Consider the following 20,520-nt stretch of genomic DNA (forward strand, 5'->3'; position numbering starts at 1 on the left):
AACGCCCCTTGCCGGCACAGGTTGCTTTTTCCCATATATGAGGTAGTTTGAACTTTCTCTATTAGGGATACGTTTCCGAAACGCGATGCCTAAGCTATCGTCTAGCAGGAAATAATGGGAATAGCGTCGAAAATACATAAAGTTAATTAAAGGAGGGAATCTGTTTGGAACATCGCGTAGAAATGCAGCTTGGCGGTCGTTCGTTCGCGCTCGAAACAGGACGATTGGCTAAACAAGCGAATGGCGCCGTCGTCGTTCGTTATGGCGATACCGTGGTATTGTCCACCGTAACGGCTTCTAACGAACCGAAGGATCTTGATTTTTTTCCGTTGACCGTTAACTATGAAGAGCGGTTATATGCGGTAGGGAAAATTCCCGGAGGATTCATCAAGCGGGAAGGGCGTCCAAGCGAGAAGGCGATTTTGTCCAGCCGTCTGACGGATCGTCCGATTCGTCCGCTTTTCTCGGAAGGATTCCGTAACGACGTACAAATCGTGAATTTGGTTCTAAGCGTGGATCAAGATTGCACGCCCGAAATCGCGGCGATGATCGGAACTTCAGCCGCGCTGGCGATCTCGAACGTACCGTTTAACGGGCCGATCGGAGGAGTCATCGTCGGACGCATCGACGGTAAATTCATCGTTAACCCGACCCAGGCGCAAGAAGAAATCACGGATATGTTCGTCGTCGTCGCGGGTACTCGCGATGCGATTATGATGGTCGAGGCGGAAGCCAACGAGGTTTCCGAAGCGGATATGCTCGAAGCGATCATGTTCGGTCACGAAGAAATCAAGAAAATCGTAGATACTATCGATCAATTGGTTGCCTCGGCAGGACAACCGAAGATGGCCGTTAAGCTGCATAGCGTGGACGCGACCGTGGAAGCGGAAGTTCAAGCTTTCGCCAAAGCGCGGTTGGTACAAGCCGTCAGCATCTCCGAGAAGCATGCACGTCAAGAAGCTATCGATGCTATCAACGGTGAAACGGTTGAGCACTTCGGCAATCTTTACGCCGAAACGCCTAGCAAGCTTAAAGACGTTAAGGAAGTTCTGTACGATATCGTCAAGAATGAAGTTCGACGGTTGATCACGCATGATAAAGTGCGTCCCGACGGACGCGGCTTGGCCGAAATTCGTCCGATTTCCAGCGATACGTCCATTCTTCCACGCACGCACGGTTCCGGATTGTTTACCCGCGGTCAGACTCAAGCCCTTAGCATTTGTACGCTTGGACCGCTGGGCGAAGTTCAAATCTTGGACGGCATCGGCACTCAAGAATCCAAAAGGTTCATGCACCATTACAACTTCCCTCCGTTTTCGGTCGGCGAAGCGCGTCCGTTGCGTCCGCCAGGTCGTCGCGAAATCGGTCATGGAGCATTGGGCGAGCGCGCGTTACTGAAAGTATTGCCTTCCGAAGTTGATTTTCCATACACGATTCGCTTAGTGTCCGAGGTTCTTGAATCCAACGGCTCTACATCGCAAGCAAGTATTTGCGCGAGCACTCTCGCGATGATGGATGCGGGCGTTCCGATTAAAGCGCCGGTAGCCGGCGTAGCCATGGGATTAATTAAGGATGGAGACCATACTTCGATCCTAACGGATATTCAAGGTATGGAAGACCATCTGGGCGACATGGATTTCAAAGTAGCAGGAACGGCTGCGGGTATCACCGCCATTCAAATGGACATCAAGATCGACGGAATCGACCGCCAGATCCTTGGAGATGCCTTGGAACAAGCCAAAGAGGGACGGTTGTACATCTTGGGCAAGATGATGGAAACCATCCAGGAGCCGCGCAAGCAATTGAGCAAATACGCTCCCAAGATTATTTCCCTTAAAATCAATCCGGATAAAATCAGGGACGTCATCGGTTCGGGCGGTAAAATCATCAACAAAATCATCGAAGAAACCGGCGTTAAAATCGATATCGAACAAGACGGAACCGTATATATCGCATCGACGGACGAAGCGGCCAACCAACGCGCCCGCGGAATTATCGAAGGCATCGTCAAGGAAGTCGTTATCGGCGAAGTGTACATGGGAACGGTCAAAAGAATCGAGAAATTCGGTTGCTTCGTAGAGATTCTCCCGAATAAAGACGGGCTCATCCACATTAGCCAACTGTCCAACGAACGGGTAGCTAAAGTCGAGGACGTCGTCAATATCGGAGATCAGATCGAAGTGAAGGTTACCGAGATCGATAACATGGGTCGCATTAACTTATCCCGCAAAGTTTTGCTTAGCCCTGAACAAACGTCCTCCGTATAAAGAGGATTATAACCGCATAAGATTGACAAAAGAGACTCCGTCATGCAGGTCTCTTTTTGTTTTGCATAATTCCCCCCGATCATAGGCAAGCTCACTCATAAAGGCCGATATCCAGGCATAGGATGATGCAGGGAATCGGACAGGCGGAGGTGAGCGGAAATGAAATCCAAGAAAACCGCGGGAATGCTCTTGGCGATAATATTGTGCATGTCCGCCGTTTTGCTTGCGGGTACATACGGGCCGCTGCAACCGTTCGTGCAGTCCGTTAAATCGGTTCAACCGCAAAGCGTATCCGCGATCGCGTTCGTAGACGGTCAAGCCGAAGACGAATTGATGAAATGGATTAAATCGGAAGCGGTTAAACAGGAGAGGCCTGCGATCAATGCCGTGATCGACAGGGTTTGGAAAGCTATACCGGGGTATGACGGGCGTACCGTCGATATCCGAGCCACTTATGCAAGAGCGAAGCAGCTGAGCTCAGCGCCATTGGGAGAACGGTCGATTCCTTGGGTATACCGTACGGTAAAGCCTGCGATCGGGCTGAACGATTTACCGCTGCAGCCGATATACCGGGGAAATTCCGCCAAGCCTATGGTCGCTTTCATGATCAACGTGGCATGGGGAGACGAGTATTTGTTGCCGATGCTCGATATTCTGAAAGAAACAGGGGTCAAAGCGACCTTCTTTTTCGACGGAACATGGCTATCCAAGCACGCGGATACCGCGAAAAGCATTATCGCTCAAGGGCACGAAGCGTCCAACCACGCGTATACCCATCCGGATATGAGCAAGCTGGGCGAGGCCAGGCAGCGCGAGGAAATCGGCAAAACAGAGGCGCTTTTGAAAAATTTAGGCGTGAAGAACGTATGGTTCGCGCCGCCTTCCGGCTATTACAATTCGAATACGGTCAAAGTCGCTTCGGAGTTCGGACTAAAGACGGTCTTGTGGACTCTGGATACGATTGACTGGATGAAGCCCGATCCATCGACCGTCGTCGCCAAAGTCGCGAACAAAGCAGGGCCCGGAACGTTAATTCTGATGCACCCGACTTCCTCGTCCTTGGGGGCGTTAAGAGGGATGATCAAGGTCGTTAGAGCGAAGGGCTACGTACTGGGAACGGTATCGGAAACGCTGTCTCCCGAACGGGTAGACGCTCGGTTGTGACAGATGTCGTAATTTGATATAGTTGTATCACTGTTCGTTAGGTATTCAGCGAAAAAAGGGGGAAATCGGATGAACAAATACGTACTTAAGAACGGATTGCGCGTGATGATCGAATCCATTCCGACCTGTCGGTCGGTATCGTTCGGTATCTGGGTGAAAACCGGTTCCCGCTATGAAGATTTAGATAACAACGGGATCTCTCACTTCATTGAACATATGTTGTTTAAAGGAACGAAACGCCATAGCGCTAAAGATATCGCAGACCGCTTCGACGGAATCGGCGGCAACGTAAACGCCTTTACGTCCAAAGAATATACCTGCTATTACGCCAAGGTGTTGGATTTGCATTTGCCGATCGCCGTTGATATTTTGTCGGATATGTTTTTCGAGTCCCAGATGGCGGACGCGGAGCTTGCGAAAGAGAAAAACGTCATCCTCGAAGAGATATCCATGTACGAAGATACTCCGGACGACACCGTGCACGATCTTGCTTCGCGTGCGGCTTACCTTGACCATCCGCTGGCGTATTCCATACTCGGAACGGCCGAACGGTTAAATGCCATGGGACCGGATCATTTGCGGCAATACATGAGTGAGCGGTACCGCATAGACGATACCGTTATCAGCGTGGCGGGCAATATCGGGGAAGAAGTGTTGGAGCTGTTGGAGCAGCATTTCGGAAGGTTCGACGTCAAGGGATCCGATAAGGCATTAGAAGCGCCGAAGTTTCACTCGAGGGCGTTGTTCCATCGCAAGAAAACGGAGCAGAACCATCTTTGCCTGACTTTTCCGGGAAGTTCGATCCAAGCCCCGAATTTATATGCGATGATTTTGCTGAACAATACGATCGGCGGTGGGATGAGCTCCCGATTATTCCAAGAGATCCGGGAAAAACGCGGGCTTGCTTATTCGGTCTATTCTTACCATACGTCTTATGCCGATAGCGGTTTGTTCACCGTATATGCGGGAACGGCGCCCAAGCAAACAAAAGACGTCTACGATATCACCATGGAGTTGCTCAATGATATTGCCTCTTCGGGGTTGAACGAGGCCGAATTGTCGCGCGGCAAGGAACAGTTGAAAGGAAACTTGATACTGAGCCTAGAAAGCACGAGCAGCCGAATGAATCGTCTCGGGAAGAACGAGTTGATGCTCGGACGACATTATACGTTAGACGAGATGCTGGAAAGAATCGATCAAGTTCAATTATCCGACTTGAACGAAATCATGGAAACGATGATGGCGCAACCTTGCGCTGTTGCGCTTGTTGGCGCTAATGAGAAAGTGCTGTCGGGAATCGGGAGGGAATTCATTGTATCCAATTCAGTTGAAGAGGTTGCCGGGGAATGAAGACGTTGCTTTGCCCCGGCAGATGTCGGAATGGGCTGCGGGGTTTGATCTGCACGCAGCGGTAGCGGAGCCGCTCTTACTCGCTCCGGGAGAAAGAGCGTTAATACCGACCGGCTTCGCGATGGCGATGCCTAGGGAATTAGAAGCACAAATCAGGCCGAGAAGCGGCTTGGCATACAAGCATGGCATAACGTGCTTGAATACGCCCGGAACGATCGACGCGGATTATCGCGGCGAAGTGAAAGTGCTACTTATTAACCTGGGTCAAGAACCGTTTACGATCGAACGCGGAGAGAGAGTGGCGCAGATGGTCTTCCAACGCGTGCCGCAGGTCATTCTCGAAGAAGTGTCGGAGTTGACAGAGACGTCCAGGGGCGAAGGCGGCTTCGGCCACACCGGCAAATAAGCGCATGAGAGCGATAGAGAATAACAGAAACAACCTAACTGGGCCTTGCGCCGGGTTAGGTTGTTTCTGTTATGGGCACTAAAGGCGATGCGCTTAAGGAGGCGAGATCGGGAAAGGTCGGCACCCCGGACTGGGCGTAAGCATAAGATGTGCTATGCATGATTGCCGAGAGGAGGGGGCTACGATACTTACGGGAATTCAGATCGTTCTCGCGGGTGGAGACGCTCGTCAGTTGGAAGTGATTCGACGGTTAACGGAATTGGACGCCGCGGTTACGATAGTGGGTTTCGATAGGCTGGAAACTCCTTTTAGCGGCGTCGTTAAAGCGGAGTGGTTGCCGGATATCTTAAAGCAGGTAGACGTATTGATATTGCCTGCGGTCGGTACGGATGAGGAAGGGGTTATCTCGACTCTCTTCACGGATCAGGAACTAAGGCTCACGGATGCTCATTTAGCGGCGATTCCGAAAACTTGCAAGGTCATCACGGGTATGGCGAAGCCGTATTTAAAGAAGCAGTGCGATAAATACCACCTCGAATTGATCGAGTTGTTCGAACGGGACGACGTAGCCATTTATAACTCCATTCCGACCGCGGAAGGCGCACTGATGATGGCTATTCAGAATACCGATATAACGATTCACGGTTCAAACTGCATCGTTCTCGGACTTGGAAGAACAGGCTTCACGATGGCAAGAACGCTGCAAGCGATCGGAGCCAATGTTAAAGTGGGGGTACGTCGGGACGAAGCGTACGCACGTGCTTTCGAGATGGGTTTCGAGCCGTTCTATATGCCTGAATTAGCGCGTCAGGCGGGGAATATCGACTTGATTTTTAACACAATTCCGACTATGATAGTCACAGCACAAGTGATCGCTCAACTTCCCCTGCGCGCATGTATTATCGACCTGGCTTCCAAGCCCGGCGGCACCGATTTCCGCTTCGCCGAGAAGCGAGGAATCAAGGCGCTGCTCGCTCCCGGTTTACCCGGAATCGTGGCTCCGAAAACTGCCGGTCGAATCATCGCGAACAGTCTCACCCAGATTATTCTGGAAGACAACCGATTACGGGGGAATAAACCATGAATTGGCAGGGAATTACCGTCGGGTATGCCTTATCCGGATCTCACTGCACGTTAGAGGAAATCATGCCGCAAATCCAGCGTTTCGTGGATGCGGGAGCCAACGTTGTACCTATCGTATCGGCAACGATCATGAGCACGGATACGAGATTCGGGACTTCGGACCATTGGCAGAAATCTTTGTTAGATATAACCGGCAATAAAATCATATCTTCTATCGTAGACGCGGAGCCGCTCGGCCCCTCCAAGCTATTGGATGTGCTGGCCATCGCGCCTTGTACCGGCAATACGACAAGCAAACTCGCGAACGCTATGACGGACGGTCCGGTGCTGATGGCGGCGAAAGCCCAGATGCGTAACCAACGTCCTCTCGTCCTTGCCATCTCCACTAACGACGGATTAGGCCTTAACGCCGCGAACATCGCCAAGCTTCTTATTATGAAGAACATTTACTTCGTGCCTTTCGGCCAGGATAATCCGATCGCCAAGCCGAATTCGCTAGTTGCTAGAATGGATCTCGTAATGGAAACCTGCGAAGCCGCGATGCAAGGAAAACAGTTACAACCTTTGCTCATTGAGCGTGTCATACACGCTTGAGATATACTTGCTACATCCGAGGGGAGAATATACCAAATGTCGACACAACAGTTGTTTAACGTCGCCGTCGTGGGAGCGACCGGCGCCGTTGGGGAACAAATCCGCAGACTGCTCGAAGAACGCAACTTCCCGATCGCCAGCTTGAAGCTGCTTTCTTCCGCTCGTTCGGCGGGCTCCGTCGTTACTTTTAAAGGGAAACCCGTTACGGTCGAAGAAGCTACTCCGGAGAGCTTTCGCGGGGTAGATATCGCCCTATTCAGCGCTGGCGGCGATGTTAGTAAAGCACTTATTCCTCATGCGGTCGAGCATGGCGCCGTATGTATAGATAATACGAACGCATATCGCATGGATCCGGAGACGCCACTTGTCGTACCGGAAGTCAACATCGATAAAATAAGCGAGCACAAAGGCATCATCGCTAATCCTAACTGCTCCACGATCCAAATGGTAGCGGCTTTGAAGCCTCTTTACGACCGTTACGGCATCTCGCGCATCATCGTTTCGACTTACCAAGCCGTATCCGGAGCAGGAGCTTCGGCGGTAACCGAAATGTTGAGGCAATCGGGCGAAGTGCTCGCGGGCAACGATTCCAATCCGGCTATCCTTCCCGTATCTTCACTGCCCGTCAAGCATCAAATCGCGTTTAACGTCATTCCGCAAATCGATAAATTCCAGGACAACGGGTTTACTCTGGAAGAGATGAAGATGATTCGCGAAACGAAGAAAATCATGGACGATGAAACGCTTGAAGTGACGGCGACTTGCGTACGCGTACCGGTCGTATACGGTCACTCCGAATCCGTCTATGTCGAACTGAAGAACGACTTCGACGTTGAAGAAATCAAGAGCTTGCTATCCGATTCTCCGGGCCTCGTGCTCGTAGACGATCCGTCTGGCCAGCAATATCCGCTTGCAACCGATGCCGCGGGCAAGAACGAAGTATTCGTTGGACGCGTACGCCGCGATCTATCGAACCCTCGCGCCTTGAATATGTGGATCGTATCGGATAACTTGCTGAAAGGCGCGGCATGGAACGCGGTTCAGATCGCGGAATATATCGCGATTCCGCAACGATAATCATTCTTTGCCGCAGATTTCCTATCTTTTTCTATCCCCTCGACTTTCAATACTACCAAGAGCGGAGGAAAACGAGATGGACCTGATCGTACAGAAATTCGGAGGGACGTCGCTGTCCGACGAGAATAGTCGGCGCCACGTCCTCCGTCATATTGTTCGAGAAAATGAAGCCGGGAGCCGGCTAGTCGTCGTGGTCTCGGCCATGGGAAGAAGCGGAGAGCCGTATGCCACGGATTCGCTGTTGGAGTTAATCCGCACGAACGGCAACGCGTTGCCGGCACGGGAGAAGGACTTGTTGCTTTCTTGCGGCGAATTAATATCGGCTACCCTGCTGTGCAGCATTCTTCAAGCAGAGGGTATCCCTTCCGTTGTATTGACGGGAGGACAGGCAGGCATCATAACGGATAATCGATTCGGTTCCGCCAGGATCACGGAAATCAAGACGGAGCGGATTCATAAGCTGATTTCGGATGGTTTCGTCGTAATCGTTACGGGGTTTCAAGGGATGACTCCCGATGGAGAAATGACGACGCTCGGAAGAGGGGGCAGCGATACTTCCGCTACCGCTTTAGGTGCTGCATTGAACGCGGATATTGTCGATATTTATACGGACGTCGACGGAATTTTAACGGCGGATCCGCGTTGGGTAAGCGATGCTCGCCCATTATCAACCGTTAGCTACGAAGAAATATGCAATATGGCGCAAAACGGGGCAAAGGTCATTCATCCGCGAGCCGTCGAGATCGCGATGAAAGCCTCGATTCCCGTTCGCGTTCGCTCTACCTTCTCCGAGGGTGAAGGTACGCTGGTGACGAACGCTCACGCTCTTCGCAGTCAAGGAATCTGGTTTGACAAGACCGTTACAGGCCTTGCCCATGTAAGAGGAGTAACCCAATTAGGCGTGACGAACAACAATGGCCCGTCCGATGTTCAATTGCGGGTTTTCCGGGCGATGGCCACGCACGGCATAAGCGTCGACTTTATTAACGTAATGCCTTCCGGCGTAGTATATACGGTGTCGGAAACCGACACTTCACTGGCTATGGAATTGCTTCAAGGGTTAGGTTTCGAGCCGAACGTCCGCAGAGGATGCGCTAAAGTGTCCGTCATCGGCGGCGGCATGAACGGAGAGCCTGGAGTTATGGCCGTAATCGTGGAAGCGTTGACGAACTCGGGTATTCCGATTTTGCAGTCCGCGGACTCGAATACTACCATTTGGGTGCTCTTATCCGAAGAGGATTTGGCTGAAGCTCTGCAAGCTTTGCATACGGCGTTCGGATTGCATCTTACTCCGAACTGAGGACTATAGAGGAGGATATTTGAGATGAGTTTCGGTCGTTTGATTACAGCTATGGTAACTCCTTTTGACGAAAATCTAAATATCGACTGGGAAGCGACGGCGCGGTTGATCGATTATTTGATCGACGAGCAGAAATCCGACAGCTTGGTCGTTTCGGGTACAACCGGAGAATCGCCGACTTTGTCGGACGAGGAAAAGGTGGAACTATTCCGGTTCGCGGCCAAGCACGCCGCAGGGCGTTGCAAGATTATCGCCGGGACGGGGAGCAACGAAACCGCGCATTCTATTCAATTGACGCGTAAAGCCGAGGAAGCGGGTGTCGACGGCATACTGCTAGTAGCCCCTTATTATAACAAGCCTTCCCAAGAAGGGATTTACCAGCATTTCCGCGTAATTGCAGAAGCTACATCGCTGCCGGTTATCTTGTACAATGTTCCTTCCCGGACTATTGTTAGCATATCTACCGAAACGACCTTGCGCTTAGCGCAAATTCCGAATATCGTGGCGACGAAGGAGTGCGCTTCTCTTAGCCAGATGATTGAAATCGTAAGCGGAGCACCGGAAGGCTTCGTTGTCTACAGCGGAGACGACGCGGTCACGTTACCTACCCTTTCCGTCGGCGGTTTCGGAATTATCAGCGTAGCGAGCCACCTGATCGGCGCCAAGATGAAGAGTATGATCCAAGCATATCTCGAAGGCCGGGTTAACGATGCTAAGGAAATCAACGAGGAATGTTATCCGTTTTTCAACGGGCTGTTTAATTGCCCGAACCCGGTTCCGAATCCGGTCGCGGTGAAGTATGCCCTGTCTTTGGTAGGCATGCCCGTCGGTGGCGTCCGTTTGCCGTTAGTGCCCGTGGAAGACGGGGAAGCGGCTTTCTTGCAAAAGTTGATCGAAAAAAGGTAAAAGTGCGTTGGTCGCTCCGTCGTCATTGCGAGAACCGATGCCGCGAAGGGCATCGGTTTTTTGCACGATCAGATAAGCAGAAGTGCATGAACTTATGTTCATCTGATCGTTCGATACATACGTATAACGCCGTCCTACGAGTTGGCGAATCCGTTTTATTTGACAGGGAAAGATAATATCGTCGATCTTGTAATTCCTGAATTGCTTCATGTATAATGGTTGAGAGTGATTGGGTGCGGCTAATATTTTAGCAAATTGAAAATTTCATATCGATCGGGTGCGTCGAATGGATCTAGGAGGTACTAGGAGTGTCAAAGAAAAACAACCAAGACAAATTACTGATTTTCGCGCTCGGTGGCGTTGGCGAAATCGGCAAAAACATGTATTGCATTCAGTATGGTAACGACATCGTGGTCGTAGATGCTGGATTGAAATTCCCGGAAGAAGAGATGCTCGGAATCGACGTCGTCATCCCGGATATTACCTATTTAATGGAAAATCGCGATAAAGTGCGCGCTATTCTACTTACCCATGGACATGAGGATCACATCGGTGGATTACCTTACGTCCTGAAGCAGCTTAACGTTCCGATCTACGGAACGAAGCTAACGCTAGGCTTGGTGGAAAACAAGCTGAAGGAAGCCGGTTTGCTTGGGGATACGAAGCGCCACTTGATCAACGAGCAATCCGAGCTGACGTTAGGTACGATTAAGGCAACCTTTTTCCGTACGAACCACAGTATTCCGGATTCCGTCGGAGTATGCTTGGAGACGCCGGAAGGCCTTGTCGTTCATACGGGAGATTTCAAGTTCGACCATACGCCGGTCAACGATCAATTCGCCGATCTGCAGAAGATGGCGGAAATCGGAAGCCGCGGAGTGCTTGCGCTCTTATCGGACAGTACGAATGCGGAACGCGCGGGATATACCCCTTCCGAGAGCAACATCGGCAAAGAATTCGAATCGCTATTCCGGAGCGCTAAGCAACGGGTAGTCGTAGCTACTTTCGCTTCCAATGTGCATCGGATTCAACAAGTCATTAACGCGGCCGCGGAAACGCGTCGCAAGATGACCGTAATCGGCCGTAGCATGGTTAATGTCGTAAGCATCGCATCCGAGCTCGGATATTTGACTATCCCGGAAGGAATGCTGATCGAGCCCGAGGAAGTGAACAAGCTACCAGCTGATCGCGTCGTCATTCTCTCTACCGGCAGTCAAGGAGAGCCGATGTCCGCGCTTACGCGAATGGCTCGTTCCACTCACCGTAAAGTAGACATTTTGCCAGGTGATACCGTTATCATCGCGGCTACGCCGATTCCGGGGAACGAGAAGTACGTCGGCCGTACGGTAGACGAACTTATGCGTTTAGGAGCTAGCGTTATCTACGGTCCGGGTTCGGTATCCGGAGTTCACGTATCCGGTCACGGAAGCCAAGAAGAGCTTAAGCTCATGCTTAACCTGATGCGCCCGGAATATTTCATTCCGATTCACGGAGAATACCGGATGTTACGCCATCATGGATTGCTCGGCGAAGCCGTAGGGATTCCGAAGGAAAACATCTTCTTGCTGGACAACGGCGACACGGTCGAAATCCAGAACGGCACCGCCCGCAAAGCAGGGAAAATTCCCGCAGGCAACGTCTTAATCGACGGCTTGGGCGTCGGCGATGTCGGTAATATCGTGCTTCGCGACCGCAAGCTTCTGTCGCAAGACGGAATCCTGGTCGTCGTAGTTACGCTAAGCAAGCAAGACGGTACGATTATGTCGGGTCCGGACATTATTTCGCGCGGTTTCGTATACGTCCGCGAGTCCGAAGGCTTGCTGGAAGAAGCCAACCGCATCGTAACCAGCACTTTGCATAAGCTGATGAACGAGAACGTAAACGAATGGGCGTCTCTCAAGACGAACGTCAAAGACGCGCTCGGCCGTTTCTTGTACGAACAAACGAGAAGAAGACCGATGATCTTGCCGATCATCATGGAAGTGTAGAAACATAAACCCCACACTCACTTAAACCGTTTCCCACCGCTCCGGCGGCTGGGGGCGGTTTTTATTATATTTCATGGAACAAAAATAAGTTTAAGGATAATGTAAGGATGAACGCCCATACTATGTCAAGCCAAGAATACAGTAGGAGGCTTAGACATGAGCGGAAAACCGAAACCTGGGGAGACGGCGGAACAGCCAGCAGCCCCGGCGCCATCCGAGGATGGACGCAAAACGGCCGTTATTACGGAATCCATCGTCCAATTAGGCCAAACTTCCATTCCGTCCGGGGAAAGCAACATCTTTTGTCTGACCATCATCGGTCAGATCGAAGGCCATCTTATGCTCCCTCCGCAAAATAAAACGACGAAATACGAACATGTCATCCCCCAATTGGTTGCTGCCGAACAGAATGCCAAGGTCGAAGGACTTCTGATCGTATTGAATACGGTAGGCGGCGACGTAGAAGCGGGACTTGCGATCGCGGAGATGATCGCTTCCCTGACGAAACCTACGGTAACGATCGTTCTTGGGGGAGGTCATTCCATCGGCGTGCCCATAGCGGTGTCGGCGGATTATTCGCTTATCGCCGAAACGGCAACGATGACCATTCATCCCATTCGGATGAACGGACTCGTCATCGGCGTACCGCAAACGTTCGAATATTTAGAGAAAATGCAAGAGAGGGTGACGAGGTTCGTTACCCGACATTCCCGCATTACGGATGAAACCTTCAAACACCTTATGTTCAAGACAGGAGAATTGACGAGGGATATCGGGACGACGGTTATCGGGGGCGATGCGGTTAAGCACGGTTTGATAGACGCCGTAGGCGGTCTTGGGGAAGCGCTGAAAGAGTTGAACCGTCGAATCAAGGAACGCAGAACGAACGACGGAAGCGAGGAGGCCAACGACGAATGACGATATATACGGCGATGCCGCTCGAGTTAGTGTTGGACGGGATTCAGAACGAACCTGGCCCGTTCGTGGAAGTGGCGGTGCAAGGCGTAACCATGCAATTAACGCCGGTAGCTCCGGGGATCGGAAAGATCGTCAGACTGCTATCCGCGCCATTGGATTGCTATCTGATGTCGGAGTACTCTCCGGGGAGTACGATCTGTTATTATCCCGCACCGGGTATACCGGCCGCGACGCATGTCGCCGACTTTGAAATGTAACCCGGCTTAGTCTGCCAACCTCCCGCCAACTGTGTTATAATGTTGAACCGGGAGGTGGCAAATTTGGCCAAGCGCAAAAAGAAAAGGGCCTCGTTCGGAGCGAGCTTGAAATACGAAGTTTACGGAATTCTGATGATAACGATTTCCGTTATCGCCATCTCCGGAGAAGCCGCCGTCGGACGATCACTTTCCAAGCTATTCGGCTTTTTACTAGGTAAACATTATTATTTGATCGCATTGGCATTTATTTGGGTTGGTTTATACGTGATGGTTAAGCGTACATGGCCGAAAGGCTGGACGGCAAGAAGATCCGGATTTTTACTCATCTCCCTCATAGCGGCGCTATGGAGCACGATGACGGCAATCGATAATACTCTTGGCGCCATCGGAAGCACTGAACCGTTAACTCCTTCGACCATCGTCAGTCAGACAATGGTTCAGCTTAAGGAAATGCTGCAGGCAACACCTGCGCCTGACACGGGCATACAGCACGTAGGCGGCGGAATCGTAGGAGCCATGCAGTATTCCGTTCTCTATTGGCTCTTCGGATACTATGGAGCTAAGTTCGTACTGATTATTGAAATGGCTATCGCGGTAATGTTGGTAACCAATCGGTCCTATGTCGAAATCGGACGTTCCGTCAGGAAGTTCCTGCTCAGGGTGATGCCTATGCTCGCGGCCAGACTCTCTTCCGGACGACGGTTGCTTTCGGCAAGAGTCATCCCGGTGCGAGGCGCGGGAAGAGGGAATCGGCCCGTTGCGCAAGCCGATATCTCGACGCTTCCAGATGACGGCGGAATGGACGCGGACGAGCCGACGCTTATTCCGCGCGCAAGGAGAACTCCCTTATTCTTTCAGTTGTTTCATGGCAAGCCGGAGCGAGAGTCCAACGCGACTCAAGAGGAGCATTGGGACGAAGAGGAGCCGATCGCCTATTCCGCGAACTCCGGAAATTCCGGAAGACAGGCACCGGCGCAAACTTCAAGAAACAGTCGTCCTGCTCCTGTTCCCCGATCGGATTTCGAGCCGGACGAATCGGACGACGAGCTTCCGATCGCATTGGAGACGGAGCAACCGGCTCCGAGGTTTACGGACTTCACGGCGCAGGGATACCCCGATTATGAATTAGATGACGAGAACGTTGAGCATCAGGAACTACCGTTAACGAACCAGCCTGACACCCAAACGGGGAATATACCCGAAATTGCCGATGACATGGACTTGGAAGTGGGCGAGCAAGTCGAACTGGATTTGGAAGTAAGTCCGGAAGCGATCGCCGCCGCCGCGCCAAAACCGGTTCGCAAAATTCAGAAGCCTTACCGTTTGCCGGGCGTTAACTTGTTGGACAAACCGTCATCAAGCGCCAAATCGGGCAATCCCGCGGATTACATGAGCATAGCCCGTAAGCTCGAAGCGACGTTGGAAAGCTTCGGCGTAAGAGCCAAGGTGTTAGATGTGGCTCGCGGGCCAGCCGTAACCAGATACGAGCTCCAGCCGGACGTCGGAGTCAAGGTCAGCCGGATCGTCAGCCTTACGGACGATATCGCGCTTGCTCTAGCGGCGAAGGACATTCGGATGGAAGCTCCGATTCCCGGTAAAGCGGCGATCGGAATCGAGGTTCCGAACAACGAAGTCAGCGTCGTTACGCTTCGCGAGGTACTGGAGACGCAACCGTTCCAGGAATCCGCGGCTAAGCTGACGATTGCCTTCGGCAGAGATATTTCCGGACAGCCGATCGTCGGCAACCTGGCGAGAATGCCGCATTTGCTCGTAGCAGGCGCCACGGGATCGGGGAAATCCGTATGTATCAACGGCATTATCACTAGCTTGCTGTACAAAGCGAAGCCGGACGAGGTTAAATTTCTGATGATCGATCCGAAGATGGTCGAGCTTAACGTCTACAACGGCATTCCCCATTTGCTGGCTCCGGTCGTAACCGACCCGAGACGGGCATCTCTGGCTTTGAAAAAAATCGTGGTGGAAATGGAGAAAAGGTACGAGAAATTTTCGAAATCCGCCACGAGGAACATCGAGGGGTACAATGCGTTGATGTTGAGCGGGAATAACCCTGACGCCGTCTTGCCTTATATCGTCGTCATCGTGGACGAGCTCGCGGACTTGATGATGGTCGCCGCCGGAGACGTGGAGGACGCGATTTGCCGTCTAGCCCAGATGGCGAGAGCTTCCGGCATCCATCTGATCATCGCTACGCAGAGACCGTCAGTAGACGTTATAACCGGCGTTATCAAAGCCAATATTCCGAGCCGGATCGCTTTCGGCGTTTCTTCGCAAGTCGACTCGCGAACGATTCTGGATATGGTCGGCGCCGAGAAGTTGCTCGGACGCGGAGACATGCTGTTCCTTCCAATGGGTGCATCGAAGCCGATTCGCGTTCAGGGCGCGTTCCTGTCCGACGGAGAGGTCGAAGCGGTCGTGGGTTATTGCCGCGGACAAGCGGAAGCGGAATACATCGAGGATCTCGTTCCGGAAATCGACGAGACGGGGAACGACGCAGCGGAGGAAATATTGGACGATCTCTTCGATCAAGCTGTACATATCGTTCTGGAAGCGAAGCAGGCTTCCGTTTCCTTGCTTCAAAGGCGCATGAGGATCGGTTATACGCGCGCGGCAAGGCTGATCGACTCCATGGAGGCCAAAGGAGTCGTCGGTCCTTACGAGGGCAGTAAACCCCGCGAAGTGCTTATGACGATGGAGCAGTATCAGCAACGGATTCCATCCTAAACGACGCATAATCGCTAGCTGGAATCGAGCCCGGCATCTCTAAAGAGATGCCGGGCTTTTTTCGCATGGGGACAGAAACGATACAGAAATGGGTATAAGAGGCTTTCGCCTACCTCATACTAACGTTCGAAGACACAACTTAGAACAAGAAAGGCGTGACCTTGAGTGAGTTATCGTCTAGTGATTTTAACAGTATGCGTCGTATTCGGCTTGCTTGGGCTTTATACGATACAGCATTCCACGCAAAGCAAGGAAACCTTCAGCAGCGCCATCCTCAAGCAAGGCTCTTCGGGAAAAGATATATACGAGCTGCAAGGCCGGTTGAAGGCGCTAGGGTTCTACAACGGCAAAGTGGACGGACAATTCGGAGCAACCACGAAAAGCGCTGTCACTTGGTTCCAGTGGAAGTTCGGCATGAAGTCCGATGGCGTAGTTGGCGCCAAAACGAAGCTGAAGCTATGGAACGCGACGAAAAACTGGAAGCCGACGGCGGCGGATTTGCCTCAGGGCTCGGGCGGCGGGGCGCCGGCGAGCGGAGCTAAGCCGAAAGAAAGCGAGAGCAAGCTCCCAGCTTCCAACAACATGGGTATTTCCGAGAAAGAGCTGAAGATTATGGCCAACGCCGTTTACGGAGAATCTCGGGGTGAGCCGTACGAGGGCCAAGTCGCGGTAGCCGCGGTCATTCTAAACAGAGTTAAGTCATCGCAATTTCCGAACACGCCGACCGGCGTGATCTATCAACCTGGCGCTTTCACGGCGGTTGCAGACGGACAGATCAATCTAGAACCGAACGATAAAGCCAAAAAAGCGGTTAAAGACGCGCTTAGCGGTTGGGATCCAAGCGACGGTTGCCTATACTATTTCAATCCGGAAACCGCAACCTCGAAGTGGATTTGGTCAAGACCGCAATATAAAACGATCGGTAAGCATATATTCTGCAGATAACTACTTTGGGTATGCCAAGTTCTAACCGCAGCTAACGTACAAGCCCACATTCCGCGCCTTCGGGCGCCGCGTGTGGGTTGTCGTATTTTCAACCAAGCCTCGCATTCCCAATATTTGCTTCCTGTTCGTCCAATCGGTTAGAATGGGGCTGAAATGTCACAATGGACGCATGCGAAGCGACTTTAGCTAAAAGGGGCTTGAGAAGATGTCGGAACAGTTCCAAAGAGGAGTTCAAGGACGGCTGCGGGTGCACGTGTTGCCGACCAAACGGTTCAAAACGTTCGCCATATCGTTGTTTGCGGGCGTTCCATTATCGGAGGACAGGGTGTCGCCTATCGCTCTGACTCCCTTCGTACTAAGACGGGGAACGAAATCGTATCCGGAAACCATATCGTTCCGCGAGCGTCTAGATGACTTGTACGGAGCCGGGTTCGGATTCGATCTGTACAAGAGGGGCGACAACCAGATCGTCCAATTCAGACTGGATATCATTAACGATCGGTTCGTATCCGTAACGGACTCCCTGCTAGGAGAAGCACTGTCTTTTTTAGGCGAGGTACTTACGGCGCCGGCCGTCGAGGACGATCGCTTCCGCGGTAAATACGTTGAGGCCGAGAAAACGACGGTCAGCAATCGAATCGATGCCATTATCAACGATAAGATCCGTTACGCGTCGGAGCGATGCATCGAGGAAATGTGCAAGGATGAGCCCTTTCGCCTACCGGCACTTGGGACGAAAGAGCAGCTAGCGCAGTTGAACGCAAGCAATCTATACGAGGAATATCGCCGTTGGCTGCAGGATGCGTCTTTCGACCTGTACGTATCCGGCGATACTTCCTTGGACGAGGTGCTGGCATTCGTCTCCAAGTCGTTCAAGCTGCCCGAAGGACAGCCGTCGTCTTATTCGCCCCCTAAGCTTAGATCGGCGCGCGGAGAGGTTCAGACGATAGTCGAGAAGCTCGAGGTTGGTCAAGGCAAGCTGAACATGGGCTTGAGAGTCGGAGCGACGTACGGCAGCGATCAATATGCCGCTTTACTCGTCTATAACGGACTGCTGGGCGGTTTCCCGCATTCGAAGCTGTTCATCAACGTCCGGGAAAAGGCCAGCTTAGCTTATTATGCTTCATCGCGTCTCGACGGACATAAAGGGATAATGACGTTGCAATCGGGCGTAGAGATCGCGAACTACGAGCGTGCCGTCGTTATCATCAAAGAGCAGATCCAAGCGATGAAAGCGGGAGAGTTCGCGATTGAAGATTTACGGAAAACGCAAGCGATGATCGTGAACCAGCTTCGGGAGCTGCAAGACTCTGCTTTCGAACGGATATCGTTCGATTTCAGCAATGTATTATCCGGGGTGGAAAGAACGGGAGACAGCTTTATCGCCGAAATACAAGCAGTGACGCCGGAAATGGTGACCGCCGTCGCCCAAGGCGTGGAATTGGATACGATCTACTTCTTGCGCGACCGGAAGGAGGAAGCTTAAACGATGTCGACTCAACCTTATCCGAAGCTTCAGGAGACGCTGTGGCACGAGAAGCTTGATAACGGGTTGGAAGTGTTTATTCTTCCGAAGCCGGGCTTCACGAAAACCTACGCGACTTTCACGACGCGTTACGGTTCCATAGACAATCACTTTGTTCCTCCGGGCGGGCAATCGATTAAAGTGCCCGACGGTATCGCGCATTTTCTCGAGCATAAGATGTTCGAGGAGCCGGAAGGCGATATTTTCTCCAAATTCGCCGATCAAGGCGCTTCCGCGAACGCTTATACGAGCTTCGATCGGACGGTGTACCTATTCACCGCTACGCACGAAATCGAGGCTAATCTGGATACTTTGCTGCACTTCGTGCAAAATCCTTATTTTACGGACGAGAACGTGGAGAAGGAGAAAGGTATCATCGTGCAGGAAATCGATATGTATAGGGATAACCCGGATTGGCGCGTCTATTTCGGTTTAATCGAAGCGATGTACCAGAACCATCCCGTTCATATCGACATCGCGGGCACGGCCGAGTCCGTTCGTTCGATTACGAAGGAAATGCTGTACGATTGCTACAACACGTTCTACCACCCTTCGAATATGACGCTCTTTATCGTCGGTGGCATTGATCGTCAAGAGACGATGGAACGCGTTAAAAAAGATCAAGCGAATAAAAAATTCCCTCCCGGAGGGGAAATCAAGCGGTTGTTTGAACAAGAGCCCGATCAGGTTAAAAACGAGAAAAGAGAGCTCGAGCTTCCGGTCTCTTTGCCGAAGTGTCTGTTCGGCTTCAAGGAAGAGCCAGGAGAACAGAAGGACGCCGTCCGCAAGGAACTCGCAAGCAAGCTGATGCTCGAAGCCCTGCTTGGCGCGAGCTCCGCCCTGTATCAGCAACTGTACGACGATAACTTAATTTCCGACGGGTTTGGCCACGAGTACAATACGGGGCCAGGTTATTCCTTCTCGATTATCGGCGGCGAAACCCGCGATCCGGACGAACTCGTATCCAGAGTAAGCCAAGCGTTGTACGATGCCGCCGACAAAGGGATTCCATCCGACATCTTCGAGCGGACGCGCCGGAAGAAAATCGGAGCTTTCTTAAGAATGATGAATAGTCCAGAATCGATAGCGAGCGAATTTACGCGTTATCGCCATAAGGGCGGAGATCTCTTCAAGCTCGTTGAAGTATACGAAAGCTTGACTCTCGAGGAGATTAACGAGAGGTTGAGGGAGCACGCGAAGCCGGACCGCCGAGCGATCTCCATCGTCCGGAGCGGCAAGGCGTGAAGCGCGTTGCCCTCGTGACGGGCGGCTCCCGCGGCATAGGCGCCGCGGTTGCCCGTCAATTGGCTCAGGATGGCCGCGATGTCGCCATCCAATATTATTCGGCATGGGAAGCCGCCGAAGCCGTACTGAGCGATTGCAAGCGCTTCGGCGTTCAAGCGGTAGCGGTGCAGGCGGATCTTCGCGCCAAAGAATCGACCTTGGGCATGAAGCAGCGATTGGACGAGTTGGGTTGGGAGCCGGATATCGTCGTTCATTGCGCAGGGATGGCGCATTACGGATTGTTGGACGACATGGAAGAACAAATATGGGACGACTTGATGAACGTCAACCTCAAAGGCGCGTATTATTTGACTCGATGGTTCGGTCCGCGGATGAGGTGGAAGCGGTGGGGACGTTTCGTTCACCTCTCCAGCATTTGGGGCGAGGTCGGGGCATCCGGCGAAGCGGCGTACGCAGCGTCCAAAGGCGGGCTGAATGCTTTTACGAAGTCGATGGCGAAGGAAATGGCATCCTCTTATATTACGGTAAATTCGGTTAGCCCAGGAGCGATAGAGACCGACATGCTGACTTCATTGGATTCCGGCGACCGCGAACGACTGTACGGCGAAATTCCCCTCGGAAGATTGGGACAAGCGACCGAAGTCGCTATGCTCGTCCGGTTTCTTGTTTCCGAAGAAGCCGGCTATATTACTGGGCAAACGATCGGTTTAAATGGCGGCTGGAAGATGTAACTCCGCATACATGCGGACGAAA

Annotated in this window: 17 protein-coding genes; all 17 read left to right on the plus strand. The window is 52.2% G+C overall.

Translation table 11 applies throughout. From position 1 onward, the window contains the following. The first annotated feature begins 164 nt into the window (after window positions 1-164). A complete protein-coding gene (pnp, locus tag DFP95_RS02840) occupies window positions 165-2,267 on the plus strand; it encodes a polyribonucleotide nucleotidyltransferase (protein WP_115991028.1) in 2,103 nt (700 codons plus the stop codon). A gap of 159 nt (window positions 2,268-2,426) precedes the next feature. Then, the gene (locus DFP95_RS02845; RefSeq protein ID WP_115991029.1) at window positions 2,427-3,431 is read left to right on the plus strand and encodes a polysaccharide deacetylase family protein; all 1,005 of its coding nucleotides are present in this window, start codon (window positions 2,427-2,429) and stop codon (window positions 3,429-3,431) included. 69 nt (window positions 3,432-3,500) lie between these two features. Then, window positions 3,501-4,781 carry a M16 family metallopeptidase gene (locus DFP95_RS02850; RefSeq protein WP_115991030.1) on the plus strand — a complete coding sequence of 427 codons (1,281 nt, stop codon included), beginning with the start codon at window positions 3,501-3,503 and terminating at the stop codon, window positions 4,779-4,781. Further along, window positions 4,744-5,187, plus strand: a complete 444-nt coding sequence (dut, locus tag DFP95_RS02855; protein ID WP_115991031.1) for a dUTP diphosphatase — start codon at window positions 4,744-4,746, stop codon at window positions 5,185-5,187. Before DFP95_RS02850 ends, dut begins: the two co-directional genes overlap by 38 nt. 184 nt (window positions 5,188-5,371) lie before the next feature. Further along, window positions 5,372-6,271 carry a dipicolinate synthase subunit DpsA gene (gene dpsA, locus DFP95_RS02860; RefSeq protein ID WP_115991350.1) on the plus strand — a complete coding sequence of 300 codons (900 nt, stop codon included), beginning with the start codon at window positions 5,372-5,374 and terminating at the stop codon, window positions 6,269-6,271. Continuing rightward, window positions 6,268-6,864 (plus strand): dipicolinate synthase subunit B, encoded by a 597-nt coding sequence (locus tag DFP95_RS02865; RefSeq protein WP_115991032.1) that lies wholly within the window; start codon window positions 6,268-6,270, stop codon window positions 6,862-6,864. Before dpsA ends, DFP95_RS02865 begins: the two co-directional genes overlap by 4 nt. Window positions 6,865-6,900: 36 nt before the next feature. Next, on the plus strand, window positions 6,901-7,941 hold the full coding sequence (locus DFP95_RS02870; RefSeq protein ID WP_115991033.1) for an aspartate-semialdehyde dehydrogenase: 1,041 nt from the start codon (window positions 6,901-6,903) through the stop codon (window positions 7,939-7,941). 76 nt (window positions 7,942-8,017) lie between these two features. Continuing rightward, a complete protein-coding gene (dapG, locus tag DFP95_RS02875) occupies window positions 8,018-9,241 on the plus strand; it encodes an aspartate kinase (RefSeq protein WP_115991034.1) in 1,224 nt (407 codons plus the stop codon). Between the two features lie 24 nt (window positions 9,242-9,265). Beyond that, complete coding sequence (gene dapA, locus DFP95_RS02880; protein ID WP_115991035.1) at window positions 9,266-10,147, plus strand: 4-hydroxy-tetrahydrodipicolinate synthase; 882 nt, start codon at window positions 9,266-9,268, stop codon at window positions 10,145-10,147. Window positions 10,148-10,455: 308 nt separating this feature from the next. Then, the gene (locus DFP95_RS02885; protein WP_115991036.1) at window positions 10,456-12,135 is read left to right on the plus strand and encodes a ribonuclease J; all 1,680 of its coding nucleotides are present in this window, start codon (window positions 10,456-10,458) and stop codon (window positions 12,133-12,135) included. A gap of 156 nt (window positions 12,136-12,291) precedes the next feature. Further along, window positions 12,292-13,053 (plus strand): ClpP family protease, encoded by a 762-nt coding sequence (locus DFP95_RS02890; RefSeq protein ID WP_115991037.1) that lies wholly within the window; start codon window positions 12,292-12,294, stop codon window positions 13,051-13,053. Then, on the plus strand, window positions 13,050-13,310 hold the full coding sequence (locus tag DFP95_RS02895) for a YlzJ-like family protein (RefSeq protein WP_115991038.1): 261 nt from the start codon (window positions 13,050-13,052) through the stop codon (window positions 13,308-13,310). Before DFP95_RS02890 ends, DFP95_RS02895 begins: the two co-directional genes overlap by 4 nt. A 63-nt stretch (window positions 13,311-13,373) precedes the next feature. Further along, complete coding sequence (locus DFP95_RS02900) at window positions 13,374-16,052, plus strand: FtsK/SpoIIIE family DNA translocase (RefSeq protein ID WP_425453222.1); 2,679 nt, start codon at window positions 13,374-13,376, stop codon at window positions 16,050-16,052. A 165-nt stretch (window positions 16,053-16,217) separates the two neighbouring features. Beyond that, a complete protein-coding gene (gene sleB / locus DFP95_RS02905) occupies window positions 16,218-16,997 on the plus strand; it encodes a spore cortex-lytic enzyme (protein ID WP_115991040.1) in 780 nt (259 codons plus the stop codon). 205 nt (window positions 16,998-17,202) lie between these two features. Then, on the plus strand, window positions 17,203-18,483 hold the full coding sequence (gene yfmF, locus DFP95_RS02910) for an EF-P 5-aminopentanol modification-associated protein YfmF (RefSeq protein WP_115991041.1): 1,281 nt from the start codon (window positions 17,203-17,205) through the stop codon (window positions 18,481-18,483). A gap of 3 nt (window positions 18,484-18,486) precedes the next feature. Continuing rightward, window positions 18,487-19,767 (plus strand): EF-P 5-aminopentanol modification-associated protein YfmH, encoded by a 1,281-nt coding sequence (yfmH, locus tag DFP95_RS02915; protein WP_115991042.1) that lies wholly within the window; start codon window positions 18,487-18,489, stop codon window positions 19,765-19,767. Continuing rightward, entirely contained in the window at window positions 19,764-20,498 is a 735-nt protein-coding gene (ymfI, locus tag DFP95_RS02920; protein WP_115991043.1) for an elongation factor P 5-aminopentanone reductase, read from the plus strand. Before yfmH ends, ymfI begins: the two co-directional genes overlap by 4 nt. Window positions 20,499-20,520: the final 22 nt, after the last annotated feature.

The sequence above is a fragment of the Cohnella lupini genome, assembly GCF_003386205.1.
Taxonomy (GTDB): Bacteria; Bacillota; Bacilli; order Paenibacillales; family Paenibacillaceae; genus Cohnella; species Cohnella lupini.

Excerpts from the sequence above, each read along its gene's own strand:
- DFP95_RS02845 (WP_115991029.1), top strand. The coding sequence starts at position 2,427 with ATGAAATCCAAGAAAACCGCGGGAATGCTCTTGGCGATAATATTGTGC.
- DFP95_RS02850 (WP_115991030.1), top strand. The coding sequence starts at position 3,501 with ATGAACAAATACGTACTTAAGAACGGATTGCGCGTGATGATCGAATCC.
- DFP95_RS02865 (WP_115991032.1), top strand. The coding sequence starts at position 6,268 with ATGAATTGGCAGGGAATTACCGTCGGGTATGCCTTATCCGGATCTCAC.
- DFP95_RS02870 (WP_115991033.1), top strand. The coding sequence starts at position 6,901 with ATGTCGACACAACAGTTGTTTAACGTCGCCGTCGTGGGAGCGACCGGC.
- dapG (WP_115991034.1), top strand. The coding sequence starts at position 8,018 with ATGGACCTGATCGTACAGAAATTCGGAGGGACGTCGCTGTCCGACGAG.
- dapA (WP_115991035.1), top strand. The coding sequence starts at position 9,266 with ATGAGTTTCGGTCGTTTGATTACAGCTATGGTAACTCCTTTTGACGAA.
- DFP95_RS02890 (WP_115991037.1), top strand. The coding sequence starts at position 12,292 with ATGAGCGGAAAACCGAAACCTGGGGAGACGGCGGAACAGCCAGCAGCC.
- DFP95_RS02895 (WP_115991038.1), top strand. The coding sequence starts at position 13,050 with ATGACGATATATACGGCGATGCCGCTCGAGTTAGTGTTGGACGGGATT.
- yfmF (WP_115991041.1), top strand. The coding sequence starts at position 17,203 with ATGTCGGAACAGTTCCAAAGAGGAGTTCAAGGACGGCTGCGGGTGCAC.
- yfmH (WP_115991042.1), top strand. The coding sequence starts at position 18,487 with ATGTCGACTCAACCTTATCCGAAGCTTCAGGAGACGCTGTGGCACGAG.